Consider the following 25,624-nt stretch of genomic DNA (forward strand, 5'->3'; position numbering starts at 1 on the left):
TCTACTCTCCCAGCACCGCATAGTCTTCAAACATGATGCGGAGGCGGTCTATCACTCTGGATGTATGGTAATGACCGCAGTACCATCTCTGATAATCCAGTTTTTCTTCAATCTTCTCCAGCCAGATCTCTGTGGACTTATCCACCATGGACTGATCGATAAAGGGAAGGTATTTATCCACAGGCTCATATTTCAGGGGCAATGTGTGGCTCAGGACATAGTCCACCTTCCACTCTGCCCTGTCCAGCTGCTCTTCCACATATTTTTTGATGCCGGGGGATGGCTGTTCATTATCATACCAGGCATATCCCTTCTTCTGCCGGTAAAATTTGTCCACACTGTAGGCGCCCCCGATGGCAATAGCCTTTTTGCCGTCAAAATCATAGATCTCCCCGTCTTTGGCAAACAGAAGCGACGGGTAGGCATCTTCCACATAGGCTACGGCGCCGCTCCAAAGTGTCTCCCTGTACGTCTTGATGGCAAAAGGCCTCTGCTCGTGATTCCCGTGTATACAGAAAAATGTGAGCGGCAGCTCTGCCAGATGCTCCTTGATCGCCGCTGCCTTATTCCCGAGAAAATAGTTGATGCCGGCATCCCCCAGGATAATCAGGATATCCTCCCGCGTAGTCCGCCTCTCCCTGCAAAAATCGTCAATACGGTCAAACACCGCATGTGTATCCCCTGTCAGATAGATCATAACTTTATACCCCCTTTGTTAAAATAAGTTCCAAAAATGCCTCACCGTACTGTTTGACTTTCTTCTCCCCCATTCCGTTCACATCCAGCAGCTCCTCCTGGGTCCGGGGCATCCTGACGCACAGATCCCGGAGCGTCTTGTCTGAGGCCACCATGTAGGGCGGGATCTTCCTCTTTCCCGCCAGTCTCATGCGCAGCTTACGCATCTCCTCAAAGAGCTCCTGCTGGCTCTCTGTCAGGTCTGCTGCCTGGGCAGGCCTTCTTCCTGAAGCACCGGCCTTCCGGCTTTTGCCTTTTCCCTCTTCTGCCTTCTCTTCCTTTTTATAGGAAATGATAAAGGATTCTGCCCCCTCCTCAAGCAGCTCCTCCGAGCGCTCTGTCAATTTCAGGAGCATATATTTATCTTTCGTCTGCCTCAGATAGCCCCGCTCCACCATGGCGCGGATCACATCCTGCATCCGGGCTTTCCCAAGTTTGCTCTGCTTCCCGTAGGACGGGCTCTTGTCCATGCTCCGGTCGCGTATCCTGCCCGTGTTCTCCCCAAGGAGCGTACCGGCGATCATGCTCTGCCCGAAGCGCTGTCCGCAGTCCCGCACACACCGAACCACGTCGGCGGCCGCCTCCGACACATCCATTTGCTCTATTTCAGCCAGACAGTTGCCGCAGCTGCCGCACCCGTCTTCCGCCTGCTCACCAAAATAGCGGAGGATATAGCTGCGCAGGCATCCTGTGGTAGTGCAGTACCCCTCCATTTTCCGCAGACGCTCCATGTCCTGCTCCCGGATCATCCGCCTCTCTTCTTCTGTGTAATCCTGCTCCACCTCCTTGCTCTCCAGAAGGAGCCTTCCGATCATAGTGTCCTGGGGAGAGTAAAAGAGGATACACTCCGCCGGCTCCCCGTCACGGCCGGCTCTTCCAGCCTCCTGATAATAGTGTTCCATACTCTGGGGCATATTATAATGCAACACAAAACGGACATTGGACTTGTCGATCCCCATTCCAAAGGCATTGGTGGCAATGATCACCCTGCCCCTGTCATATATGAAATCCTCCTGACTCGCCTTCCGCGCCTCAGGACTCATGCCTGCATGGTACCTGCTCACGGAAAATCCGGCATTCTCCAGATAAAGGTACAGCTCGTCCACCCCTTTTCTGGTGGCGCAGTACACAATTCCGCTCTGGCTGCTGTGCTCTGCCAGGTACCGGCGGATGCGCTCTTTCTTGCTGCCTCCTTTTTGCACCTCAAAATAGAGGTTGGGTCTGTCAAATCCCGTCACGGTCTCGTAGGGGCGGACAAGTCCCAGAGAGGACAGGATATCCTCCCTGACTTTTTCCGTGGCTGTGGCCGTGAAGGCGGAGACCACCGGCCGCACAGGAAGCTGCCGGATAAAGGAGCTGATCCGCACATAGCTGGGGCGGAAATCCTGGCCCCACTGGGAAATGCAGTGTGCCTCGTCCACTGTAATCATAGACAGGTGAGCATGGCAGGCAAAATCCAGAAACCGGGGCGTCTCTAAGCGCTCCGGAGCCACATAGATCAGCTTGTACCTACCCGCCTTTGCCAGTTCCAGCGCCCTCGCTGTCTGGGACTCCGTGAGGGAACTGTTGATGTAGGCCGCATGCACCCCCGCCTCATTGAGGGCTTTAACCTGATCCATCATCAGAGAGATAAGGGGCGAGACAATCACTGCTGTCCCCGGCATAAGGAGGGCCGGGATCTGATAGCACAGTGATTTGCCCGCCCCTGTGGGCATAACAGCCAGCACGTCCCGGCCGGAGAGGATCTGGTCTATGATCTCCTCCTGTCCGGGGCGAAAGGTATCGTATCCAAAATATGTTTTCAGTATCTGCTTTTTCTGCTCTTCTTCCAATCAGTCTTCCTCACTTTTCTCCATTTCATCCGCGTAGATCTGCCAGGTCCTGTCGTCGAAGAGAGCCCACTCGACAAGCTCCAGCTTCCCCGGATGCTCCCTGGCAAACTTCCTGGCAGTGCGCACTGCGATCCCGGCCGCCTCCTCCACAGGGAAATGATACACGCCTGTTGATATGGAAGGGAAGGCGATCCTGCGCACCCCCTTTTCCACAGCCAGCTCTAAGCAGGACCGGTAGCAAGAGGACAGCAGCTCTCTCTCATTATACCTTCCTCCCCGCCACACTGGACCGGGCGTGTGGATCACGTATTGGCACGGGAGCCTGTAGGCCCCGGTAATCCTGGCTTCTCCGGTCCGGCAGCCGTGGAGGGTCCGGCACTCCTCAAGGAGCCCCGGGCCTGCTGCCCGGTGAATGGCACCGTCCACTCCTCCGCCTCCTAAAAGACTTGTGTTAGCCGCATTGACAATGGCATCCACATCTGTAAGTTTTGTAATATCGCCGCGCACAGCTTTAAACACCGTCCCGCTCATGGCGCATCCCTCCCGTGCTCTCTTTTTTTGCCATTATAACACAAATAAGACACACTGCCCACTTCCGGGCCAAAAGCCGGGCGGTGGGAACAAAATAAAAAAAAGGGAAACATGCAAAAAGCGAAATTTCTCTTGATATACCATGAGAAATTTCGCTTCTTTATTGACTATTACTGCCCATCCCCGTATCTTTTGACAACTTTTTTCTGAATGCGCAAAAGAGCCTCTGCATCCTGCGGTCCCAGAAACTCCAGCAGCCTGGCCACATCCCCCAGAGCTCTCTCCCTTTTATCCTCGATCTCTTCCCTGCCTGCAGCTGTGACAGCCACGATCACCTGTCTGTTATCCTGACAGTCCGCCGTGCGGGTAACCCACCCTTTGATTTCCATATGCTTTAGCAGGGCAGCAATCCGGGCCGTGCTGACTTTCATCTCCCTGCTGAGAGCCTTCGGGAAAGCTGTTCCTCCATGGTCTGTCAGATAATTCAGCACAAAAAACTCTCCTTTTGTCAGCCTGGCAAGCTCTTCATTGGCCGCCACATGGGACCATTCAGACCGTATTTTCAAAAGTTCTTCCGCCATCTCTTTATAATCCATGGTTCCTCCCATTTGCAAATGCTACTCGTGCTAGTAAAATCATATGCCCCGGCATCCGGTTTGTCAATCATTATTCCCCGGGACACTGGGCATCACGTACCGCTGTTGAGGCAGGCTGTCCTAGACTGTGTAGACGCCCTGCGCCTTCAGCTGCCGGATACACTGTTTCCGCACAAACCAGAAGCACACTGCCTGCATGGCGATAGTGAAGATCCAGGATGCCGGGTAGGAGATAAACAGGAAATGCAGGGATCTGTGCTGCGGAAAGAATCCATAGATCCATACAATCCTTGTCCCTACCGTCCCAATGACAGACAGGATCATAGGCACGGCTGAGCGGCCCATTCCCCGCAGCGCCCCCGGGAAAAGATCCATGATACCGCACAGGAAATAGGGCACTGTGGTGATGGAGAGGATCTCCAGACCGCACTGGATCACCTCCGCCTCAGACGTATAGATCCTGAGGAGCTGAGATCCGAACACGTAGGCCCCCACTCCCAGCACAAGAGCCGCCCCGGCTGACAGAATCATACAGTCTGCCAGCACCCGGTCCATGCGCTTCTGTTTTCCCACACTGTAGTTCTGGCTTGTAAAACTCATACAGGCCTGGGTTACCGCATTCACCGACACGTACAGAAATCCCAAGATGTTGTTGGCCGCCGTGTACCCGGCCATGGCCGTGGAGCCAAAGGAGTTGACCGAGGACTGGAGCATGGCGTTGGAAAAATTGATCACCGTGCTCTGGATGCCCGCAGGGATCCCCACCTGGAAGATCCGTTTCACATAGACGCTCTTAATGGCAAGTTTTGAAAACTTGAGCTGATAGCTGCCCTCCGTCCGGTGAAGGCACCAGAGCACAAGAATGCAGGAGACCATCTGGGACGCCACCGTACCCACAGCCACACCGGCCACCCCCAGCGGGATCACGATGACAAGCAGCAGATCCAGCGCCACATTGGCCATGCCTGCCACACACAGGAACATCAGAGGCCTCTTTGTGTCCCCCACAGCCCGAAGAATGGCAGCGCCGTAATTGTAGAGCATAAAAAAGGGCATTCCCAGAAAATAGATCCGCATATACACAGCAGACTGCCCAATCACATCCCCGGGCGTGTCCATCAGCTCCAGGGCAAAGCGTGACAGCCCGAATCCCACAAACGCCATGACAATGCCGCTGATCAGCGCCAGTGCAATGGCTGTATGTACTGCCTCCGACATCTCTTTGTCCCGCCTGGCCGCATAGTACCGGGCTGCCAGGACGTTGGCTCCCAGGGAGATGCCGATGAAAAGGTTGGTAAAAATATTGATCAGCGCTGTCGTGGATCCCACTGCCGCCAGAGCCTGGCTTCCGCTGAATCTTCCCACCACGATAATGTCCACTGCGTTGAACATCAGCTGCAGGATACTGGTCAGCATCAGCGGGAGTGAGAAGGAGATCAGCTTGTCCATGATGGATCCGTTGCACATATCTATTTCATATTTATTCTTTTTCAAAGTACTTTCCCTCCGCTTCCTTTTCTGTACAGGCTATCTTACTGCGTTCTTCCTTTTTCGTCAATAGCTTCCATCACAGCCACTCACTGTATCTGCGGATATAGATTTTCTTGATCACTGTTGTCAGAATCATGTACGCCGCGATGATGCCCAGCAGCCACACAAAGTAAACGGCAGGCAGACCGGTCAGCCCAAGGGCCTCTCCTGCCGGGGTAAAAGGAAGCGCTGTGACAATCCCGATCCCGGCCAGGGACAGCAGCGTGACAGACATGGACGCCCGGCTCTGTATAAATGGAAGCTTTGCCGTGCGGATCATATGGATGACCAGCGTCTGGCTCCACATGGACTCCACAAACCATCCTGTCTGGAAAAGAGCAGCATACAGTGCCCGGGCGGCCGGATCCTGGAGCTGCGTGAACAGTTGCCCTCCTGTAAACATGGGGCAGATCACAAAGTACATCAGCACGAAAGTTGCGATATCAAACAGCGAGCTTACCGGCCCGATCCAGAGCATGAACCGGCTGATCCCGTATGCATCCCATTTTCGCGGTTTCTTCAGCCAGTCCCCGTCCACATGATCCCAGGAAATCGCCATGCAGGAAATATCATAGATAAGATTCAGCAGAATCAGATGGACAGACTCCATAGGAAGGAAAGGAAGGAATACACTGGCTGCCAGTATGGAAAAAATATTCCCGAAATTGGAGGAGGCCGTCATCTTGATATATTTGATCATATTCGCATACGTCTTTCTTCCTTCTGCAACTCCCTGCTCCAGTACCATCAGATCCTTTTCCAAAAGAACCACCGAGGAGGACTCCTTCGCAATGTCCACTGCCGTATCCACGGAAATTCCTACATCCGCCGCCTTCATGGCCGCCGCATCATTGATCCCGTCCCCCATATAGCCCACACAGTGGCCTCTTTCCCGGAGCACTCTGACAACGCGGGCTTTCTGCGAGGGCGACAGCCTGGCGAACACTGTGATCTGCTCTGCCTTTTCCCCCAGCTGGACATCTGTAAGCTGTTCTGTCTCCTCCCCCAGAAGGACCCTTTCTGCATCCAGGCCTACCTGCCGGCAGATGGACCGGGTAACCATTTCATTGTCTCCGGTGAGAACTTTTATGCCAACTCCATACTCTTTCAGTGTCCTGACTGCCTCTTTTGTGTCCGGTTTCGGCGGATCCAGAAATGCCAGAAATCCAATCAGAACCATATCTTTCTCATCCTCCACACAGAACTCTCCTTCCGGGGCAGGATCCGTTTTCTGGGCAATGGCAATGACCCTCATGCCTGTTTCATTAAGTTTATTACATCTGGAGAGAACCATCTTTCTCACCTCGTCTGTCAGCGGATGGACCTTCCCTTCGCATTCAGCATAGGCACAGCAGCCCAGCATCTCTTCCACCGCACCTTTGGTCACCATCTGCGTTTTCCCCTCTGTGTCCCTCACCACCACACTCATACGACGGCGCTGAAAATCAAAGGGGATCTCATCGGTCTTTGTATATCTGCGGATCAGTTCCTCCGCCCCCAGCTCTTTCTGCTTTTCGATCACAGCAATATCAATGAGGTTTTTCAGCCCTGTCTGGAAATAACTGTTCAGAAAGCCGTGCCGCAGCACCCTCTCATCTTCCTGACCGTCCACATTCAGGTGGCATTCCAGGACAACCCTGTCCATGGTCAGCGTCCCTGTTTTGTCGGTGCAGAGGATATCTGCCGCCCCGAGGTTCTGTATGGAATTCAGATTTTTGACAATGACTTTTTCCCTGCTCATAGCCAATGATCCCTTAGCCAGAGATGTGGTAACGATCATGGGCAGCATCTCCGGGGTCAGTCCCACAGCAACAGAAATGGTAAAAAGCATCGCCTGCATCCAGTTTCCTTTGGTAAACCCGTTGACAAAAAGCACCACCGGCACCATGACAAGCATAAACCGTATCAGCACCCAGGATACATCATTTACTCCCTTTTCAAATGTGGTTTTTACCGGCTTTTCGTCCATCGCCTCTGCCATAGTTCCCAGCATGGTACTGTTCCCTGCGGCAATAACCACCGCCCGGGCACTGCCGCTGATCACATTGCTCCCCATGAATACCAGGTTCTCCATGTCTGTCAGAGACACTGCTCTTCCCTTTGCCTTGCCTGTCTTTTCCACCGGCTCACTTTCACCTGTCAGGGCAGACTGGCTGACAAAAAGATCTTTTGCGTCCAGGACTCTCAGATCCGCCGGGATCATGTCCCCTGCTGACAGATATACGATGTCCCCTGCCACAACATCTTCCATGGGGATTTCTCTTCTTACTCCTTCCCTCTCAACGCAGGCTGTCGTGTGGATCATTCCGGCCAGCCGGTCAGCCACATTTCCGCTTCTTGTCTCCTGCACAAACCGCAGCACGCCGGAGATCAGTACCATGGCTGTAATAATGCTCACGGTCATATAGCTGCGCTCTCCGGGCGCTGCAAACACAATGTCCGTGAACGCCGAAATGCAGGCCAGGATCAAAAGGACAATGGTAAAGGGGTTAATAAAGGCTGCAAAGAGTCGTCCCGGAAGAGAATACTTCTTCCCGTATGTCAGTATGTTGGCGCCGTATTTTTCTCTGGATCTTTCCACTTCCTTTCTGCCAAGTCCACCCCGGTCAGTTCCATACTTTCTGAATATTTCCTGTTCCGGGCAGAGAGCCGCCTGGTACATCTGCCCCCTGTTTGTTTCCTTTTCTTTTTTTGCAGAAACCTCTCCTGCCAGCATCATTTTTCTAAAGATTTTCTTCATGACTGTGTACCTCCCAACTCTGTAGATTCTGTTCAGCATTGCTGGTAAGGGTACAGCGGCATTCTGTCGGAAGATTTCTGCCAGACCGGTCCGTTCCCGGCCGCTTTCTGACAATAAAAATCCACCGCCTGTAAGATTTCTCTCACAAAGCGGTGGAAAGCGCACACAAATATATGCTACAGCCAGGCACACCCATGCCTCCGTAACTTCACCCATACATTCCGCCGTTTTGTGATTCCGCTGTACTTCCTACTGTGATACATAAATGTGCCACCTGCCTTTCTTTCTCTGCACTCTTTCTTTATTCTTCCTCTCCGGGAGAATAAAAAACCCTGTATGTCCGACAGACATACAGGGAAATATACCTTTGTATATTCGTCTGAGCTTTAACTCTGCAGGGCGGTGAAACTGTATTATGATACACCTTGCTTTCGATGTACCCTGTTCAAACCCTCTCATAGTGTCTCCACTATTTCGCGGCAACAGTCCATATCCCTTGCAGTAGCCTTACCTACCGAACAGCATTAAAATAACACAGATTTTCGGCTCTGTCAACCTCTTAAAACCTCTTGATCTTCCTGGTTGTAGTCTTCTCAAACTCCTTATCCCGCACCACCAGGCTGTAAATTTTCTTCTGGGGAGCCGCCGTCTTATTGTATCCGTCAATGACCTCCTGAAGGGCCGCACGCACGTCCTTAACCTTTTTCTTCTTCACATAGTCCTGGTCCGGATAAATTTCCGCCTCGATAACTCCACCCTTTTCCCGGACAAGCACTTCACCTACAAGCCGGCTGGCGCTCAGCGCGTTCTCCAGCTCCTCCGGGGACACATTCTCGCCATTCTTCGTGATGATCAGGTTTTTCTTGCGGCCTGTCAGGTAGACAAAGCCCTCCTCGTCCACATAGCCCAGGTCGCCGGTCTTCAGCCACCCGTCCTCCAGTGTCTCCGCCGTCTCTTCCGGCATCTTGTAGTAGCCCTGCATGACGCTGCTTCCCTTCACCCAGAGCTCTCCGTCCACTGTCTTCGCCTCGCAGTTGGGCACAAGCTGTCCCACGGAGTCGCTTCGGATATTCCACCTCTGGGAGATGCTGATTACCGGGGAGCACTCTGTCATACCGTAGCCCTGCTGGATCACAATATCATATTTTTTAAACATTTCGATATATTTCGGATCCAGGTAGGCGCCGCCGCTGCAGATAGTGTGGAACTGCTTTCCGAACACCTGGTTCTTTACGATCTTCGCCGGCAAGAGGGAGGCCTCCTCCAGCTTCTTTGCCATGGTCTCGATCATCAGCGGCACCATCAGGATCATCTCCGGCTTAAAGAGCTTGATGTTTTTTGCCACCCGCATCAGAGAGTCGTTGATGCAGATCACCGCTCCCAGGGACACCCCTTTCAAAATATCCATGCTGAGACAGTAGGCGTGGTGGATGGGCAGCACGGTCATGATGACGATCCGCTCCGGAATCTTCATGTCCAGGCAGGTGGCGTTCTCCGCCACATTTCTGTGGGTCAGCATGACTCCCTTGCTTTTGCCGGTTGTTCCGGAAGTAAACATGATGGTGCACAGCTGATCCGGCCCAGGCATGTAGTCAAAGCTGCCCTTATGCTCTCCCAGCAGTTTCCAGAAAGCATATGTACGCTCTCCATGTTCCTCCTGCTGCATGGAAACGATCACCCGAAGCTGTGGGCAGCGCTCGCCTGCCAGAGCCGCCACGTCTTTTCTGGCCTCATCGTAGACAAGGACGGTGGAGTCGGACCGAACGATCAGGTCACACACATCCTCTGCCGGGAGATTCACATCCAGAGGCACAACCACGCTGCCGCTGTCCACTGTGCCAAAGTAGGTCACCAGCCACTCGTAGGAGGTCATCCCTATGACAGCGATATGGCTACCCTGCTCTCCCAGATCCCGCAGCGCACAGGAAAAGCTCTCGCTGTCCTTTTTAAGCTGGGTGTAGGTTTTAGATGCCACTTCATTTTTACTTACTTTATAACGGATCGCGTCCTCCGGGCCGTACTTTTCTTCCGTACTAACCAGGATCCCGCGGACTGTACTACAAAGCATATCTGATCTTCCATCCTTTCCCCGCTCGGTGTTAATTTCCGGCGGTCAGTTTTTCCAGATAATCTACTGCTTCCTGAACCGTGCGGATATCCGCCGCCTCCGTCTGCTCCACTTCTACATCGAACTCATCCTCGATCTCGCCCAGCATGCTCATGAAGTCAAAGGATGTAAAGCCCAGATCTTCCATGAAGCGGGACTCGGGATGGATATTCTCCGGCTCCACCTCTACATAGTTACAAATGATATCAACTAACTTCTCAAACATGGTCTTTCTCCTTTTTCTACACTAAACTAATTTGATGATCTCGCCGATGGTCAGGTCCGGGTTCTCCGCTCCCTTGAACATGATACGGCACAGATAGTAGTACAGGTACTCCAGCTCCTCCTTTGACACTGCCTTGATCTGGTGTTCAAAGTTGAAGTCCAGCCCGTTGTCCTCCGGACGGTGCATGACAGTCAGGTACATGCCCTGGGGACAGATGCCGTTGGGGTACCATTTCGTCTTGTACCGGATGTCTCCCAGCTGGTCCAGTCCCTTCTCCTTCAGGGTCAGCGGCTGGTAAGTCAGGGAGATGGGCTCGTAGCCCAGTCCCGCCTGGGGCTGGGGATAGGTCTTGGCCCGGTAGGCAAAGTAGGCTGTGGGGTCGTAATTCGCGTGGCGGAAGTACTCGTTCTGTTTGTCCCGGATGGCGTATACGCCGTCGATAAATTTCATGTCCTCCGGGAAAATGGTCCGGAAGGGGAAGGAGTGGATCCTGGTGCCGCCGGACTTCTTCTCCTTCAGGGTGGCCCTCCTTGCGATAGTGGTGGTCAGGGACACATCCTCAGATCCGTTCATTTTCTGGTAGTAGGTGCGAAGTCCCATGAGGAGCAGGCATGCCAGGGACACGTGGTATTTCTCGCAGAAATCCATCAGCCTCTTTGTGGGCTCTGCCTCCAGGTGGAAGATATCCAGGGCGGAGGTTGTGTCGTCGGTGACGCAGAAGGCGGACCGAAGCTCTGGATTTTTAAACCTCTCCCTCATGGACTCCAGCTTGGCCGTGCCGTGGAGGTCATTGTAGATGGGCTCGGACTTCTCGATCTCCTTCTGGAAATACTCGCTGTCTCTTTGCTGCGCCCTGCTGCCCGCCTCGTAGGCGAAATCCCTCTCGATCTGCTCAATGTAGGAGGCCATATCCTTAGGGTAGGGAACGCCCTCGTACTTGGCGCTGCAGTACAGCTCGATGATATCCTTCAGGAAGCAGATGAGGGACTGGGCGTCCACGATCATGTGGTTGCCAAGGAAGTACACGCCGTTAAATCCGTCCGGCATCCTGATCATGACGATCCTTGTCAGGGGAGAGTCAAACATCTTGAAGGGCACGGTGGTCCACTGCTGCATCTGGGCCTCCGCCTCCTCCACAGTCCCGCCGGAGAAATCCGCGAACTCGATATCCGTCTCCTCCGGGTCCGTCACATACTGATACCAGGTCCCCTCTTTATCCCTGGCAAAGCGGACGCGCATGGCCTCGCTCCTTGCGTAGGCCTCGTTGATGGACTTCTTCAGCTGTTCCCAGTCAAGCTCCACCTCGATGGTCAGGCTTGTCCCGATATTCAGCACCGCCATGCTGGGGCAGTGGGGCGCATAGTACATGTGGAATTTCTGGGCTACAGTCAGCGGATACACTTTGTGACCTTTTCTTGTTCTCATCATTTCATTATTCCTCCGATAAATACATCCAGGGCCTCCTCGTACGCCTTGGTATCTTTATAGTAGCTCTCTCCGTGGCCCGCACCCTTGACGATCAGCTTTGTCTTGGGCGACGCGCAGTTCTTATAGATTTCCTCGCACATCCAGCAGGGCACGAAGATATCCTCATCCCCGTGGATGAAGAGGAAGGGCACCTTTGCCTTTCTCACTTCCCTGGCCGCATTGCAGTCGTCCAGGCCGTAGCCCGCCTTTTTCCGGTTTACCCTGTCCGCGATCTGGATCATGGGAAACGCCGGCAGGTGGTACATGCTGTGGAGCACATGAGTAAATACGTCCCTGGCGGATGTGAAGGCGCAGTCGGACACGATACCCTTCACCTGCCGCGGAAGGTCCATGCCGCCCATCATGCAGACGGTAGCGCCTCCCATGGAGTTTCCGTGGAGCAGGATCTGGGCATCATCGCCGGTCTTTTCGATCATCCATCTGACCCATTCCAGTCCGTCCAGCCGGTCCATGGTGCCAAATCCGATGTAGGTGCCTTCGCTGTCGCCGTGGGCTCTCTCATCAATGAGGAGCATCCGGAAGCCGTGATTCAGATAGTAATAAGAAAGACTTCCATAGTCGTTCAGCCCCTTGCTGGTGTACCCGTGGAAACAGATGACAGCCTTTGTCCCCCCGTTCCCCGGAAAATATGTACCGTGCAGCTTCAGCCCGTCCTTGGACCGGATCCACACGTCCTCGTGGGGCTGCGCCATCATCCAGTCGCTGCGCTCATGCATGAAGGGAAAATGGCTCTCCCAGTCCACGCCGGACATCTTTATGGTGCGCTCCACCTTTGCGTTGTATCTCTTCATGGTCCTTCTGTAGAAGTAAGCTGTCCCGCCGGCTTCCGCCGCGGCCGCGGCCCCCAGGAGCAGGGCCGCCCCTTTCAGTAATCTGCCCATTCTTCTCACCTGCTTTTCTTCTTGCTGTTGATCAGATCCTTCAGTTTTATAGCTTTATCGATATTGCCTTCCACCTTCAGTTTTCCAAGCGTCACCGCAAGGATGGGGTCCGTCTTTCCGTCCGCGATCTTGAACAGCGTCTCCGCGGAGCAGGTAAACATGGCGTCCCTGTCAAAATACTCGTAGGGCTCCACATAGAGCTGCCCGTCCTTCACCTCCGCGTAAAAGATCCCTTCCGCCTCACCGGTGATGTTGAACTGGTATGCCAGATGCTCGTGGATATCGCTGACATCAGCATCCATCAGCATGCCCTTTACCTTTGAAAACATATCTGCGTAGGTCATAGCATCCTCCTTCTCGACCGTTTTCTCTCTTTTTCGACCAACGGTCATATCCTTTTCCCTGTTAGAGTAACATCTTTTCGGCCAGTGGTCAACTATCGTTACCCTCAAAATACAGCCCTGTTTTTTCTGTTTTTTGTGCGTTTTTACAGTTGGCCCGCACCCCCGTTCTGTGGTATATTGTATGTTGAATTCATGCAGGCGGGTACCAGCGGGAAGGACCGGAAGGAAAGGTGACACACATGCCAAATCAACTGAAATACAACAGGATCCTGGACGCTCTCCAGGAGCTTTTGAAAAATCAGAAAATGCAGACCATCTCTGTCAGCGACATCGCCCAGACCGCAGGCATCGGCAAGGGGAGCATCTACTACTATTTCCCCTCCAAGGACGCTATCCTGGACGCCCTTGTGGAGCGGAATTACGAGAAGCCTCTCCGGACCGCGAAGGACCTGGCAGACCAGACGGAAATCTCGCCCTTCACCAGGATGGCTATGATCTTCCAGGCCTGCCGCAGCTCCTCCTCCGAGTTCCTCAAGTCTGAGGAGCGGGCTGGCTCCGACACCCAGGAGAAGGTCTTCCTCCGCCAGAAGTACGTCAACCACATCATCACAGAGCTAAAGCCCGTCCTGGCGGAGATCATCCGGCAGGGTGTAGAGACAGGAGATATCCACTTCAGCGATCCCGACGGCCTGGCCGAGATCGTGCTGATCGTCCTGGCAGTCAAGTTCGACAACTCCCTTGTCCCCTCCTCAAAGGAGGACATCGAGCGGACCATCAACGCACTCATCCTGCTGCTGGAGAAGGGGACGGAAAATCCGGCGGGCTCGTTGAACTTTTTGAGGAGCCCTCTGTCATGAAAGTTTCCCCGGTTTAAAGAGACTTCTGTCACAGGAAAGAAGCCTCCATATTTTCCATGATGTGTCAATTTTCAGAAAGGAGCTGTCCTGTCATGTATTATAAAGAGTTTAGAGGAAACAAGATCTCCGCACTGGGTCTGGGAAGCCTGCGGCTCCCCACCGTGCCCGGAAACGCAGCCTCCATTGACCGCACAGGGGCAATGGAAGTGATCGACCAGGCCTTCATCGAAGGGATCAACTTTTTCGATACTGCCTTCACCTACCACAATACTGACTCCGAGAGATTTCTCGGCGAAGCACTGTCCCGCCATCCCCGCGACAGCTACTATCTGTCCTCCAAGTTTTATGTGGGAGCCCGGACTGATCTGGACCATGTCTTTGAGGAGCAGCTTGCGCGCTGCCGGACAGAGTATTTTGACTTTTACATGCTGCACAGCGTGCAGGAACAGTTTTTCGACGACTATATGGACCCGGAGCGGGATTATATAGGCTACCTGCTCAAACAGAAGGAAGCCGGCCGGATCCGCTATCTCGGCTTTTCTTCCCATGCGGCGCCGGATGGGCTGGAAAAATTCCTTCAGTGGCACCCCGGCTTTGACATGGCTTTGATCCAGCTCAATTACCTGGACTGGACAATGCTGGACGGCAGACGTCAGTACGAGATCCTGGCTGAACACAATATCCCGGTCTGGGTCATGGAGCCTCTGAAGGGCGGCCGCCTCGTACACTTAAGCCAGGAGGCGGAGGACATCCTGCATGCCGCCGCACCGGGACAGTCAATCCCCTCCTGGTCCTTCCGCTATCTGATGGGGCTGGACAATGTGCAGTGCGTCCTCAGCGGCATGTCCTCTCCCCAGGAGGTCCGTGCGAATGCAGAGGTATTCAGGGAGTCCAACGCACTCTCCGCAGCAGAACGTACAGCGCTGGAAAGGGCAGTAAATGCTTTCCGGGATTCCTTTGGCGTCCCCTGCTCCTCCTGCCGCTACTGCTGTCCCGTCTGCCCGGCGGATCTGGATATCCCGGCTCTGATCCAGGGCTACAATGAACTTACTGTCGGCGGGGAGCCGTGGAAGCTGTTCCAGCTGACTCAGATAAAGGGCCCGGAGGCCTGTCTCCAGTGCGGAGCTTGTGCGAAGAGGTGCCCCCAGAGGATCAACATTCCTGCTGTCATGAAAAAATATGCAGAGCTTCGCTGATCCGAGGAGTTTGACCGGTCTTTTTACTCTGTTTTCCGCAGCACGTTGTCATCGCAGAACAGAACACCCGAGTGCGCCGGAGTGATATATCATAAGCAGCATCCGAAAAGGGAGAGGCCGGAATTGGTCTCTCCTCTCTCATTTTTACTCACGGTATAATAGATTGGCATTCCCCAAAAGAGAAAAAGAAAAAAATTCAAAAAAGTGCTTGCATTTTTGGAAAAGCCTGCTATAATAATATTTGTTCGCTGAACAAAACGAACACAGAAGCTTAGTAATGCGGATTGGTGTAATGGCAGCACAGCAGACTCTGACTCTGTTAGTAGAGGTTCGAGTCCTCTATCCGTAGTTCCTTGGCAGGGGCACCGGAACTTCTGTAAAAGGAAGTTTCGGTCAATATCAACGGAGTGTGGCTCAGCTTGGTAGAGCGCTACGTTCGGGACGTAGAGGTCGCAGGTTCAAATCCTGTCACTCCGATTTTTTCATGCAAAAATATAGGTTTTCGGACACCAGACAGCCGATATTTAATCAAATGTTCGTGTTACCTGGTGTTACCTCACGGACATAAATATAAGGAGGAAATCTTGCGCGTATGCTCCTGTCCGAAAATATCTATTGCGCGATACATAAAGAAAAGATGGTATGAAGAAAAGGATCACTGCTCTTTCAAAAGCAATGATCCTTATTTTTTGTTCTTTGATCTTCCCGTCAGATAATCCAAAGATACATCATAATAGTCCGCCAGTTTGATAAAAACTTCAATCGGAATATTGATCTTTCCCAGTTCATACTTGGAGTATGTTGTCTGTTTTATATTCAGATAATCAGCAATTTCCTGCTGTGTCTTATCATTATCTTCCCGGAGATTACGAATGTTTTCAAATATCATGTCTCTCTACTTCCCTTAATTTTCTCCATTATAGAAAAGTCTCGACACGACTATCGAAAAATAGTCTTACTGCGACTATATTTATTTTTAAGGATAATATGAAAATCACAGACAGAGAAAAACGACAAACAGACCTGTTGTGGAAGGATGGTCGTAAAATGGAATGGACAAAAGAAAAATACGAACGATTTGAAAAATTTATACTGGGCGATGATATGGATTTTTACGAGGAGTACACGATCCATCTGACAGATGAGGAACAGGAAAAATTTTTTGTAGAAAATCCGGAGTTTATGTCAGAATACCCTATCAGCCGTGACATGATACATCTGTTAAGGGATCCGATGTACAGAGGATTGATGAGGAAGATCAAGAAATATGAAACGGGTGAAAGAGAAAAATATTGATTGCAGCCTTCATTTTGTGTCATCGCGATGGGCTTTTTTGAAGTTCAAGTGAGACAAACGATAGAAATATTGTCTTGATGAATTCAGGGTCCAGTTGGAGAATCTGATCAGCTGTTTGGATCATTGCGGGGATTTCAATCACAAGCCGGATATATGCAGGTATGGGAAGGCAGAGTTCCCAGCAAGAGTACTGCCACGTGAAATGCAAATGACAGATTTTCTGTTTTGGTATTACCGGGGTGGATCTTGCTCTGCTGAAAATTTAACCTGATATGAAATGCAAATGCCTTTTAAAATAATCCATAATTGTAAGACGGGAACAATGCGGAACTGGCTGTACATTGAGTCGGGATAAGCCTTCTGTCTGAATGTATCTGCTGCGATCGACTGCTGCCGGGAGCCAAAATGTTTTCCGTGTTTGAATGATCGCGTAATCTGAAAACATAAAGAAAACACCGAGGGTATGGGAAGCGGAATTCCCATCAAGAGCAAGACCACGAAGAATGCAAAAGACAGAAATTCTGCTTTTGTATTACGGGGTGGATCTTGCTCTTTAAAAATCCAATTTATAATCAAGCTGGAAGAAATGAGGTACATGTTAGTAGGAATTTGGCATGGATTTAGATTGAATATTTTGATATATAAAACTATAATGTAACCAACAAATTGGAATTTGAAAAGGAGATATACTGAATTGGATACTAAACGGTTAGCAAAATTTCTTATAATTACATTTGTTATTACAGGGATAGCCTGGTCTGGACTTGCTGTGTTAACAAGTTTAAATATTATCCCATTTTCGCATCCTTTAGGCACTATTTTACATATTATAGGAGGATTCGGACCGACAATAGCAACTTTCTTTGTCTTAGAAGAAAAAAACACGGTTAAATCTATATTACATTTTATTTTTGGCTACAGAAAGAAATCATTGATTTTTTTGTTTTTATTTTCTATTTTTGAAATACTGACAATAGGTTTATCGTCAAGGGAATTTAATTCCGCATTACCATGGTATTTGATGCCTTTAATCTTTCTTCAAGCAACATTTATATATGGCGGCGAAGAAGAATTAGGTTGGAGAGGTGTTATGCAGCCTTTATTAGAGGAAAAATTGAATTTCCCTATAGCCACAATCATTACGGGTGTTGTGTGGGGAATTTGGCATATTCCCCTTTGGTTTGTAAATGGCTCATCGCAACAAAATATGCCATTTCTCTTTTTCTTAGCGTTAGCTGTTATACTGAGCTTTTGGCTGGCGACAATTTACAAAAAAACGAAATGTGTTTTTGCTTGTAGTGTTTTTCATGGATTGACAAATACTCTTTTGTCTGTATTTATAATTAAAGTGAATGTTCTATTGGTAATAGGACTGATTGCTATGCTTGTATATTCAATATATTTATGGTATTGTGGAGAAGCAAAACAATAAATTCCAGTTTGTTAAGTAGACAAATCCTAAGTTGTTGAATTGTTGAATAGAATTTCCATGATTAATTAAAAGTATTTAAGTTTTTGATATTTTACAGAGCCGGGTGGCATAAATGCTGCCCGGCTCTTCGTATGCACGCATTTTACATTATAAAAATAAATCTGACCTCTTGTTAAATTCTTCCTATCCTTTGTGATAAACGAAGGGGAAAATATTCAGAAGTCAGCTGTAGGAATATATTTGTAAGAAGTCCAGTGAACTTTTCATAAAAATAAACTTTTTTGCAATTCCACGCTGTAAAATCGCTCTTTTTCCTTTCTATAGATGAAGGGGCGATCATTTCCCTTCAAAGACTATTGCAGAGCGAAAGGAAGGGATAGGAAATGAATGTGTATGAAGCAGTCAAAAACACAGTGACCACCAGGCAGGCGGCGGAATATTACGGGATCAAAGTGACAGGCAGGGGCATGGCACGCTGTCCGTTCCATCATGACCGGCATCCCAGCATGAAGCTGGATCGAAGATTTCATTGTTTCGGGTGTCAGGCAGACGGGGATGTGATTGATTTCGTGGCGGGATATTTTAGCCTGTCCGTTCGCGAAGCGGCCCTGAAACTGGCAGATGATTTCGGGATCCGGTATGAGAAGCAGCGGCCGCCGGATCGTGGAAAACGAAAAAAGAAGATGAAAGCAGCGTCATTGGAACAAAACTATAGAAAACTGGAAAGACGCTGCTTTTCCATACTTGGGCAGTATCGGGAACATCTTTTGTTTTGGAAAAAACAGTATGCACCGGGAGAACCGGAGGCGGACTGGGATCCCAGGTTTTGTGAAGCGCTGGATCGGATTCCCAGAGTGGAGTATCTGATGGATATTCTGTTGTACGCTCCTCTGGAAGAACGGGTGGAACTTCTGCTGTCCGCCGGAAAGGAGATCCTCGGGTATGCAGGAAGACTTCAAGAGCCTGAAACCGGAACAGCTGGAAGTTCTGAAACAGTTGCTGGGCGAGACAGATAATGTACAGCCTCCTGATGTTTCGGACTGGTTTGACGGGAAGCAGATTGATGAGATCGACTTCGGTGAGTACCTGCTACGGAAGAAAGAACGGAAATGTATCCACGGCAAACTTTATGATCTGGACGGAGAAATCAGTGATGAGGTGATCCGCAAAGAGATCCTGGATGAGATCCGGCCCTATCAGAAAACCAATGTGGCAAAGATGGTGGATCGGATTCTGGGTACGTTGAAGCTGATGTGCCAGTGTGAAATGCCACCGATAAAAGAAGACCGGGTTCATTTTTCCAATGGAACATATTATCTGGACGGAACTTTTACAGAAGAAAAAGAATGGACGATGAACCGCCTTCCGGTACGATATGATCCGGATGCGCCAAAACCGGAGAAGTGGCTGGCATTTCTGAATGATCTGCTGGAGAAAGAGGATATTCCGGTTTTACAGGAATTCATGGGTTATACGATGATCCCCAGCAACCGGGCCCAGAAGATGCTCCTGATCATCGGAAAAGGCGGTGAGGGGAAAAGCCGGATCGGACGGGTGCTGCGCGCGATCCTGGGCGATAATATGAACACTGGAAGTATCCAGAAGCTGGAGAATGACCGGTTCAACCGTGCCGATCAGGAAGGAAAACTATTATTCATGGACGATGATATGCGGATGGAAGCATTGCCATCCACCAACAATATCAAGAGCATTGTCACGATGGAAGATAAGATTGATCTGGAACGGAAGGGAAAACAGAGCGTGCAGGGCTATCTGTTCTCTCGGATCATCGGTTTTGGAAACGGATCATTGAAATCTCTCCATGACCAGTCCTATGGGTTCTATCGCAGGCAGATCCTACTGACGACAAAAGACCGGCCTGCCGATCGGAAGGATGACCGGTATCTGGGGGATAAGCTGATCCGGGAGACAGAAGGGATCGTACTGTGGTGTCTGGAAGGACTGCACAGACTGGTCCGGAACGGATTTGAATTCAGCATCAGCGACCGGGCAAGGAAGAACCTGGAAAATCTGATGGAAAATGAGAACAATATCATTTCATTCCTGAATTCTGCCGGATATGTGAGAAGGGAAGAAGGAACCTATGCCAGTTCCAGGCAGCTTTACGCTGCCTACCGGAAATGGTGCGAGGACAATCTGGAAAGACCCAGGGCAGAGAATACCTTCAAGAAGTATCTGAATGAGAACGCAGAAACACTGGGGCTGGTCTATGATAAAAATCTTCCTGGCAGAAATGGGAAGACCGTGCGCGGTTTCCGCGGGATCCATGTGGAAGTCCGTACAGAGTAACAGAAATGATCCAGGCGCTTCAGGCGGCTCAGGCGGGTAAAAATGACTTCTTTTTTTCTTATAATTTATTTCTATTTTAAGAATTGAAATAAACCGCCTAAACTGCCTAAGTCCTGAAAAACATAGAAAAACCGTAACTTTCAAACTGCCTGAAGGCTGCCTTGGAACTGCCTGAAGGCATACAGGCCCTGTCCTTGTTTGAAGGGAAACTGCGGAAGGAGGAAGTGACTGACCAATCGAGGAAAAAGAAGTGAATGATGTATTGCAGTACGCTCTTGAAAACGGTATGATTAATTTAGCATACGTGCAAGAGCAGATTGCTATGAATAAACGAAAGGAATTGATAGAAAAACACCCCTACAGCATCTGGCAGGGGAAAGACGGAAAATGGAGAACCTATCTTCCGGATGAAGAAAAAGAACGGAAAAAAGCTCTGAAGAAACGTAACACCAGAGAAGAAATCGAAGCCGTGGTCGTCTCTTACTGGAAAAATCAGATCCCGTCGTTACAGAAACACACCTTCCAGGAGGTATATTTCATGTGGCGAAAAGTACAGGATCAATTGGTAAGCGACAACACGGTGGCAAAATATGAAACGGATTATAGCCGCTTCTTTAAAGAAACAGATTTTGTGAAAAAAGATATCAAGCGGATCAGCAGCGATGATGTCAAAATCTTTATGGTTCAGACAATCAAGCGGCTGGATCTCACCAAAGAAACGAGCAGAAAGCTTTTCGGCTATATCACAAACACTGTTTTTTATGCCCGGAAAGAACTGGGGATTGGAAATAATCCGGTTGAATTCATCAAAGCAAAAGATTTCTATTCCTACTGCGCTGAGAAGTATAAACCACCAGAGAAAAAGATCATTGTAAAAGATGATATGAAACTTCTGCAGAAACAATTTGCAGAAGATCATGCGGCGAAACCAAATTATATACCTACATATGCGGTTGAATTCGCCAGTCTGACCGGTATGCGCGTCGGCGAGATTGCGGCATTGAGATGGGATGCCATTAAAGAAAATTACATCGTGGTTGATAAATCAGAAAAATCCAACCGGAGAAAAGACATCTTTTATATTGACAGCACGAAAAATAAAAAGATACGTTTCTTCCCAATGACGGCAGAAATCAAAAAGCTCCTGCATAAAATCTATATGATTGAAAAAGAATACGGATATTTATGTGAATGGGTTTTTGCCAATGAAAACGGGCGGATACACGCCAATCTGATATCATCTTGTATAAAAACGAAGTGCAGACAGGTCGGAATTGACGAGAAGGGAATTCATGCATTTAGAAAAACTCTCAATTCAAACATGCGCTGCAAAGGTGTTTCATCTACGGTTGCAGCATCCATTCTTGGACACAGCCGCATGGTGAATGAACAATATTACACCTTTGATGTGACAGATATTACAGAAAAGGCAAAGATCATTGAAATGATCAATGAGGAAACCTGTGCAATGTAAGTGTTACCTGATGTGTTACCTCACAGGCTCAATATGCCGGAAGCCCTGTAAAATCAAGGGATTCGGCGAGAAGCCGTGGGCGTAGAGGTCGCAGGTTCAAATCCTGTCACTCCGACTTATCCCTCGTTTTCACGGGGGATTTTCTTTTTTCTAAAATCAGAAAGCCGGTTGCTTTTTCAGTTTTGTGGATACAACCGCCGTACATCCGTTTTCAAAGGTATGCAGTGACAGGAAATCTGCATATCTTTTTATTGTACGATCAAGAAGACAGAATCATACTGTGGACAGCAGTTACTGAGCAAAAGATAAATGATCGAAAACATTTGAACATTCAGACGGAGGAAATCATGAAAAAAATAAAGCTCATTCCCTTAGTGGGTATGGAATTCAACGATGCAACCATTGCATTGGCTTCTTCACAAAAAGATGTGGAAAACCTGTTGGGAGAACCTTGTAGTACACGGGATCATTCTCTCTTCTATTTTAATAATGAATTGCGATTTGATCTTGGCGATGACGGAAAAATAGAATTCATTGAGTTTTTAGGAGGATGCGACGGAGAGCTGCAGCCCGTGATCTATGGTGTCTCTGCCTTCCAGAGCACGGCAGATACTTTGTACAATGTACTCAGCGAAGAAAATCAGGGGGAGATTGACGATAGCGAGGACGGATATTCTTATGGGTTTCTAAATATCAGCGTTGGAATATATCGCCCCTCTGTCCCCGAAGATGTGGAGGATATGATAGCGGAAGCCACTGCGGACGGAAAGCCGATGGATGAAGCCGAAATCGAAGACGAGATGAAAAAAGCAAACTATTGGGCCACTATCGGCATCGGCGTCAGGGACTATTACAGGCAGCCTCTATTTTGAGTGTCCACTTTTTTCTCAATTGTCAAAGCTGTGTCTCCCCGTATTGGCTGACCACTCCTCTATATTCCAGCAAAACCGATGCGAAAGTGTGTCCCTCCCGGTCACAATTCACACAATTCCCCACCACAAGTCAAGACCACCGGCTTAGCCGGTGGCTTGCTCTGCCCCTATAAGGGGCTATTACCTGCTTGCGCCCGGAAGGCGCACTGAAGGCCTGCCAACTGCACCACATCCACAGCCGCCCCTGAAGAGGCTTATTCAGTGCTTCCTTACTCCGGCGCAGCCCCAAAAGGGGCTTACTGGTTTGCTTTGATTTCCTACTACCACTCCAAGTGGTTTTTTTCTTGTTTCTCTTCACCGGCTCACCCGTAAACGGGTCGATGTACTCTACTAATGACATCTGATCATACTCTAAATCTTCTTTCAGTTGATTTTGAATATACGCCTTAATTGCAGCTGTGTTCTTTCCTACTGTATCTACATAATATCCACGGCACCAGAAATGTCTATTTCCATACTTGTATTTCAAATTCGCATGCTTTTCAAATATCATCAGCGAACTTTTTCCTTTTAAGTATCCTACTATTTCTGATACGGAATATTTTGGTGGACTCTTTACCAACATATGGATATGGTCACTACAACACTCAGCCTCAACAATTTCTATCCCTTTTCTTCTGCATAATGTTCCCAGTATTTGTCCCACATCTGCCTTTATATCTTTGTAGATTACCTGCCGGCGATATTTTGGTGCAAAAACAATGTGATACTTGCATTCCCATTTTGTATGGGCTAAACTATTTACGTCCATTCTTTGGACCTCCTGTGCTATTTTATTTGTGGTTTTGCAGACCCACTTTTATTCTAGCACAGGAGCTCATACTTATATCTAAAGATCTGCCCTCCCCCTGCATAGCAGGGGGTTTATTTTTACTGTGACACAAAGATAATCGGGGACGTGATCCTTTTTAAAAGGATCACGTCCCCGATTACGATTACATTTTCTTTATCCTATCAATGGCCGCCACTGTGTTCTCATAGGAGCCGAAGGCGGTCAGCCGGAAGTAGCCTTCTCCGCTGGGGCCAAAGCCTGAGCCCGGCGTACCCACAACACCGGCGTTCTCCAGCAGGTGGTCGAAGAACTGCCAGGATGTCATGCCGGCCGGTGTCTCCAGCCAGATGTACGGGGCGTTGACGCCTCCGGATACGTTGTAGCCCGCATCCTTCAGTCCCTGATAGATGACTTTTGCATTGTTCATGTAGTAAGCCACCTGCTCTTTCAGCTGTGCTTTTCCTGCCTCAGAGTAGACAGCCTCTCCGGCCTTCTGCACAATGTAGGGCGCGCCGTTGTACTTTGTGCCGTGGCGTCTTGCCCACAGAGAGTGGAGCATCACATCGCCGGACTTAATGTCTTTCGGGACAATGGTGGCTCCCAGGCGCACGCCTGTAAATCCTGCGTTCTTGGAGAAGCTGCGCAGCTCGATGGCACAGGTCCTTGCCCCCTCACACTCGTAGATAGTGTGTGGAACACCCTCCTCGGAAATATATGCCTCATAGGCCGCATCGTAGATGATGACAGCGCCCACCCTGTTGGCGTAGTCCACCCACTCCTGGAGCTGTGCCTTTGTGATGGTGGAGCCTGTGGGGTTGTTGGGGAAGCACAGATAAATAATGTCCGGTGTCTCCTTCGGAAGCTCCGGAGCAAAATTTGTCTCCTTTGTGCAGGGCATGTAGATCACATCGCTCCATGTCTCTGTCTTCGGGTCATAGGTGCCTGTGCGGCCCGCCATGACATTTGTGTCCACGTACACCGGGTACACAGGGTCACACACAGCGATCCTATTGTCCTTTGCAAAAATCTCCTGGATATTTCCGGAGTCACACTTTGCGCCGTCGGAGATAAATATCTCGTCCGCCTTAATGTCGCAGCCCCTGTCCTGGTAGTCATTTTTCGCCATGGCACTGCGCAGGAACTCGTAGCCAAGGTCCGGCGCATAGCCGTGAAAGGTCTCCGCGTGAGCCATCTCGTCAACCGCGCCGTGGAGCGCGTCGATGATGGCCGGAGCCAGCGGCTGGGTCACATCACCTATACCCAGGCGGATGATGGATTTCTCCGGATTCGCCTCCTGGTAAGCTGACACCTTCTTTCCGATGGTTGAAAAAAGGTAACTGCCGGGCAGTTTCAGATAATCTTCATTTACTTTGAACATCTCTTGTATTCTCCTTATCTTTTACTATCTTTTATACCTCGCCGTCAAACACATGGACAGCGGGCCCTGTCAGCAGAATCTCACCGGTTTCCTCCCTCCACTCCGCCAGCAGGTCTCCTCCTATTAATTTTACCGTAACCTGGCGGTCTGTCAAGTCATTTAATACACCAGCCACAAGAACCGCGCAGGCCCCGGTGCCGCAGGAAAGGGTCTCCCCGCTCCCCCTCTCCCACACCCGCACCCTGGCAGTCCGCCGGTCCTCCACCTGGGCGAACTCCACATTCACCCGCCTGGGAAAGCGGCCGTGGTACTCTATAGACGGCCCCAGCCGCTGCAGGTCGATCCCCCTCACATGGCCCGTGAAAATGACCGCATGAGGATTTCCCATGGAGACTGCCGTCATCGGATACTCCACACCGCCAACCCGCACGGGCTCATGTACCATGCAGGTGTGCTCCGAGATGGCGGGCACCTGGTCCGCCTCCAGGACAGGCTTCCCCATATTCACCTCCACCATGCGGATCTCGCCGCCTGCCCCGTCCCCCTCCCCCGGGAAAAGCCGAAGATGCCGGGTGCCGGATCCGGTCTGTATATCCAGCTCTCTCTTATCTGTGAGTCCCCTGTCGTACACATATTTTCCGAGACAGCGGATGCCGTTCCCGCACATCTCTCCCCGGGAACCGTCCGCATTGTACATCTCCATAGCAAAATCCGCTCTTCCGGAAGGGCGGATCAAGACGAGGCCGTCCGCACCCACGCCGAAATGCCGGTCGCTCAGGCGCCTGGCAAGGATATCCGGCTCGTTGACCACCTCCTCCAGACAGTTCACATAGATATAGTCATTCCCCGTGCCCTGCATTTTCGCAAACCTCATAGCACGCCTCTGCCTCCTGGCCTGTAGTCCTTCTTGTTTCATATATACGGCCGCAGCCACCTGTTTTAGAAGTGCGCCTTCCACGAAAAAAAA

22 protein-coding genes, 2 tRNA genes, 1 pseudogene and 1 riboswitch are annotated in these 25,624 nt (G+C 50.2%); of the genes and pseudogenes, 10 read left to right on the plus strand and 15 right to left on the minus strand.

Going from position 1 to position 25,624, the window contains the following annotated elements:
- Position 1: 1 nt before the first annotated feature.
- From INF30_RS03830 to INF30_RS03880, 11 genes are all read right to left on the minus strand, one after another.
- A complete protein-coding gene (locus INF30_RS03830) occupies positions 2–697 on the minus strand; it encodes a metallophosphoesterase (RefSeq protein WP_076776233.1) in 696 nt (231 codons plus the stop codon).
- A gap of 4 nt (positions 698–701) precedes the next feature.
- On the minus strand, positions 702–2,567 hold the full coding sequence (gene recQ / locus INF30_RS03835) for a DNA helicase RecQ (protein WP_226394301.1): 1,866 nt from the start codon (positions 2,565–2,567) through the stop codon (positions 702–704).
- Positions 2,568–3,098: an O-acetyl-ADP-ribose deacetylase gene (locus INF30_RS03840; protein ID WP_076776229.1), complete on the minus strand. Its 531-nt coding sequence runs from the start codon at positions 3,096–3,098 to the stop codon at positions 2,568–2,570.
- Positions 3,099–3,268: 170 nt separating this feature from the next.
- Positions 3,269–3,694, minus strand: coding sequence for a MarR family winged helix-turn-helix transcriptional regulator (locus INF30_RS03845; RefSeq protein ID WP_076776227.1), 426 nt, complete (start codon positions 3,692–3,694; stop codon positions 3,269–3,271).
- Positions 3,695–3,814: 120 nt separating this feature from the next.
- A complete protein-coding gene (locus INF30_RS03850) occupies positions 3,815–5,161 on the minus strand; it encodes an MATE family efflux transporter (protein ID WP_226394487.1) in 1,347 nt (448 codons plus the stop codon).
- Positions 5,162–5,261: 100 nt separating this feature from the next.
- Positions 5,262–7,964 (minus strand): magnesium-translocating P-type ATPase, encoded by a 2,703-nt coding sequence (gene mgtA / locus INF30_RS03855; RefSeq protein WP_330601233.1) that lies wholly within the window; start codon positions 7,962–7,964, stop codon positions 5,262–5,264.
- Between the two features lie 363 nt (positions 7,965–8,327).
- A riboswitch (M-box (ykoK) riboswitch) is annotated at positions 8,328–8,490 on the minus strand.
- 33 nt (positions 8,491–8,523) lie between these two features.
- The gene (locus tag INF30_RS03860; RefSeq protein WP_226394302.1) at positions 8,524–10,032 is read right to left on the minus strand and encodes an AMP-binding protein; all 1,509 of its coding nucleotides are present in this window, start codon (positions 10,030–10,032) and stop codon (positions 8,524–8,526) included.
- A 31-nt stretch (positions 10,033–10,063) separates the two neighbouring features.
- The gene (locus tag INF30_RS03865; protein ID WP_076776223.1) at positions 10,064–10,297 is read right to left on the minus strand and encodes an acyl carrier protein; all 234 of its coding nucleotides are present in this window, start codon (positions 10,295–10,297) and stop codon (positions 10,064–10,066) included.
- Between the two features lie 21 nt (positions 10,298–10,318).
- Positions 10,319–11,722, minus strand: coding sequence for a condensation domain-containing protein (locus tag INF30_RS03870; protein WP_226394489.1), 1,404 nt, complete (start codon positions 11,720–11,722; stop codon positions 10,319–10,321).
- Positions 11,722–12,666 (minus strand): alpha/beta hydrolase, encoded by a 945-nt coding sequence (locus INF30_RS03875; RefSeq protein ID WP_076776221.1) that lies wholly within the window; start codon positions 12,664–12,666, stop codon positions 11,722–11,724. The genes INF30_RS03870 and INF30_RS03875 overlap by 1 nt, the downstream gene beginning before the upstream one ends.
- A gap of 5 nt (positions 12,667–12,671) precedes the next feature.
- On the minus strand, positions 12,672–13,010 hold the full coding sequence (locus INF30_RS03880; RefSeq protein ID WP_076776219.1) for an SCP2 sterol-binding domain-containing protein: 339 nt from the start codon (positions 13,008–13,010) through the stop codon (positions 12,672–12,674).
- A 239-nt stretch (positions 13,011–13,249) separates the two neighbouring features.
- Here INF30_RS03880 and INF30_RS03885 point away from each other — a divergent pair, with 239 nt between their 5' ends.
- The 4 genes from INF30_RS03885 (at position 13,250) to INF30_RS03900 (ending at position 15,540) form a co-directional block, all read left to right on the plus strand.
- On the plus strand, positions 13,250–13,867 hold the full coding sequence (locus INF30_RS03885; RefSeq protein WP_076776217.1) for a TetR/AcrR family transcriptional regulator: 618 nt from the start codon (positions 13,250–13,252) through the stop codon (positions 13,865–13,867).
- 92 nt (positions 13,868–13,959) lie between these two features.
- Complete coding sequence (locus INF30_RS03890; protein ID WP_076776215.1) at positions 13,960–15,063, plus strand: aldo/keto reductase; 1,104 nt, start codon at positions 13,960–13,962, stop codon at positions 15,061–15,063.
- 278 nt (positions 15,064–15,341) lie between these two features.
- Positions 15,342–15,412 (plus strand) — tRNA-Gln (locus tag INF30_RS03895).
- Between the two features lie 54 nt (positions 15,413–15,466).
- A tRNA-Pro gene (locus tag INF30_RS03900) sits at positions 15,467–15,540 on the plus strand.
- Between the two features lie 205 nt (positions 15,541–15,745).
- Here the strand turns inward: INF30_RS03900 and INF30_RS03905 are convergent.
- Positions 15,746–15,952 (minus strand): helix-turn-helix domain-containing protein, encoded by a 207-nt coding sequence (locus tag INF30_RS03905; protein ID WP_226394303.1) that lies wholly within the window; start codon positions 15,950–15,952, stop codon positions 15,746–15,748.
- A gap of 98 nt (positions 15,953–16,050) precedes the next feature.
- Between INF30_RS03905 and INF30_RS03910 the strand changes: the two genes are divergently transcribed.
- From INF30_RS03910 to INF30_RS03935, 6 genes are all read left to right on the plus strand, one after another.
- A complete protein-coding gene (locus INF30_RS03910) occupies positions 16,051–16,359 on the plus strand; it encodes a hypothetical protein (RefSeq protein WP_226394304.1) in 309 nt (102 codons plus the stop codon).
- A 694-nt stretch (positions 16,360–17,053) separates the two neighbouring features.
- Positions 17,054–17,791, plus strand: a complete 738-nt coding sequence (locus tag INF30_RS03915; RefSeq protein ID WP_074087771.1) for a CPBP family intramembrane glutamic endopeptidase — start codon at positions 17,054–17,056, stop codon at positions 17,789–17,791.
- A 383-nt stretch (positions 17,792–18,174) separates the two neighbouring features.
- Positions 18,175–18,807: a CHC2 zinc finger domain-containing protein gene (locus tag INF30_RS03920; protein ID WP_226394305.1), complete on the plus strand. Its 633-nt coding sequence runs from the start codon at positions 18,175–18,177 to the stop codon at positions 18,805–18,807.
- Positions 18,734–20,101, plus strand: coding sequence for a DNA primase family protein (locus tag INF30_RS03925; protein ID WP_226394306.1), 1,368 nt, complete (start codon positions 18,734–18,736; stop codon positions 20,099–20,101). Before INF30_RS03920 ends, INF30_RS03925 begins: the two co-directional genes overlap by 74 nt.
- Positions 20,102–20,351: 250 nt before the next feature.
- Entirely contained in the window at positions 20,352–21,575 is a 1,224-nt protein-coding gene (locus INF30_RS14705; protein WP_226394307.1) for a tyrosine-type recombinase/integrase, read from the plus strand.
- A gap of 347 nt (positions 21,576–21,922) precedes the next feature.
- A complete protein-coding gene (locus INF30_RS03935; protein WP_157888380.1) occupies positions 21,923–22,447 on the plus strand; it encodes a hypothetical protein in 525 nt (174 codons plus the stop codon).
- 343 nt (positions 22,448–22,790) lie between these two features.
- On the opposite strand, the pseudogene tnpA reads toward INF30_RS03935, so the two are convergent.
- The 3 genes and pseudogenes from tnpA to dapF form a co-directional block, all read right to left on the minus strand.
- Positions 22,791–23,258, minus strand: a pseudogene (gene tnpA, locus INF30_RS03940) (IS200/IS605 family transposase); the annotation flags it as partial.
- 184 nt (positions 23,259–23,442) lie between these two features.
- Entirely contained in the window at positions 23,443–24,657 is a 1,215-nt protein-coding gene (locus INF30_RS03945; RefSeq protein WP_076776210.1) for an LL-diaminopimelate aminotransferase, read from the minus strand.
- 31 nt (positions 24,658–24,688) lie between these two features.
- Complete coding sequence (dapF, locus tag INF30_RS03950) at positions 24,689–25,531, minus strand: diaminopimelate epimerase (RefSeq protein ID WP_076776208.1); 843 nt, start codon at positions 25,529–25,531, stop codon at positions 24,689–24,691.
- Positions 25,532–25,624: the final 93 nt, after the last annotated feature.

The sequence above is a fragment of the Claveliimonas monacensis genome (assembly GCF_014982975.1).
Taxonomy (GTDB): domain Bacteria; phylum Bacillota; class Clostridia; order Lachnospirales; family Lachnospiraceae; genus Claveliimonas; species Claveliimonas monacensis.

What these genes read in the sequence shown, in the direction of transcription:
- INF30_RS03830 (WP_076776233.1), bottom strand. Translation starts at nt 697, where the DNA reads ATGATCTATCTGACAGGGGATACACATGCGGTGTTTGACCGTATTGAC.
- INF30_RS03840 (WP_076776229.1), bottom strand. Translation starts at nt 3,098, where the DNA reads ATGAGCGGGACGGTGTTTAAAGCTGTGCGCGGCGATATTACAAAACTT.
- INF30_RS03845 (WP_076776227.1), bottom strand. Translation starts at nt 3,694, where the DNA reads ATGGATTATAAAGAGATGGCGGAAGAACTTTTGAAAATACGGTCTGAA.
- INF30_RS03850 (WP_226394487.1), bottom strand. Translation starts at nt 5,161, where the DNA reads ATGTGCAACGGATCCATCATGGACAAGCTGATCTCCTTCTCACTCCCG.
- mgtA (WP_330601233.1), bottom strand. Translation starts at nt 7,964, where the DNA reads ATGAAGAAAATCTTTAGAAAAATGATGCTGGCAGGAGAGGTTTCTGCA.
- INF30_RS03860 (WP_226394302.1), bottom strand. Translation starts at nt 10,032, where the DNA reads ATGCTTTGTAGTACAGTCCGCGGGATCCTGGTTAGTACGGAAGAAAAG.
- INF30_RS03865 (WP_076776223.1), bottom strand. Translation starts at nt 10,297, where the DNA reads ATGTTTGAGAAGTTAGTTGATATCATTTGTAACTATGTAGAGGTGGAG.
- INF30_RS03870 (WP_226394489.1), bottom strand. Translation starts at nt 11,722, where the DNA reads ATGAGAACAAGAAAAGGTCACAAAGTGTATCCGCTGACTGTAGCCCAG.
- INF30_RS03875 (WP_076776221.1), bottom strand. Translation starts at nt 12,666, where the DNA reads ATGGGCAGATTACTGAAAGGGGCGGCCCTGCTCCTGGGGGCCGCGGCC.
- INF30_RS03880 (WP_076776219.1), bottom strand. Translation starts at nt 13,010, where the DNA reads ATGACCTACGCAGATATGTTTTCAAAGGTAAAGGGCATGCTGATGGAT.
- INF30_RS03885 (WP_076776217.1), top strand. Translation starts at nt 13,250, where the DNA reads ATGCCAAATCAACTGAAATACAACAGGATCCTGGACGCTCTCCAGGAG.
- INF30_RS03890 (WP_076776215.1), top strand. Translation starts at nt 13,960, where the DNA reads ATGTATTATAAAGAGTTTAGAGGAAACAAGATCTCCGCACTGGGTCTG.
- INF30_RS03905 (WP_226394303.1), bottom strand. Translation starts at nt 15,952, where the DNA reads ATGATATTTGAAAACATTCGTAATCTCCGGGAAGATAATGATAAGACA.
- INF30_RS03910 (WP_226394304.1), top strand. Translation starts at nt 16,051, where the DNA reads ATGAAAATCACAGACAGAGAAAAACGACAAACAGACCTGTTGTGGAAG.
- INF30_RS03920 (WP_226394305.1), top strand. Translation starts at nt 18,175, where the DNA reads ATGAATGTGTATGAAGCAGTCAAAAACACAGTGACCACCAGGCAGGCG.
- INF30_RS03925 (WP_226394306.1), top strand. Translation starts at nt 18,734, where the DNA reads ATGCAGGAAGACTTCAAGAGCCTGAAACCGGAACAGCTGGAAGTTCTG.
- INF30_RS03935 (WP_157888380.1), top strand. Translation starts at nt 21,923, where the DNA reads ATGAAAAAAATAAAGCTCATTCCCTTAGTGGGTATGGAATTCAACGAT.
- INF30_RS03945 (WP_076776210.1), bottom strand. Translation starts at nt 24,657, where the DNA reads ATGTTCAAAGTAAATGAAGATTATCTGAAACTGCCCGGCAGTTACCTT.
- dapF (WP_076776208.1), bottom strand. Translation starts at nt 25,531, where the DNA reads ATGAGGTTTGCGAAAATGCAGGGCACGGGGAATGACTATATCTATGTG.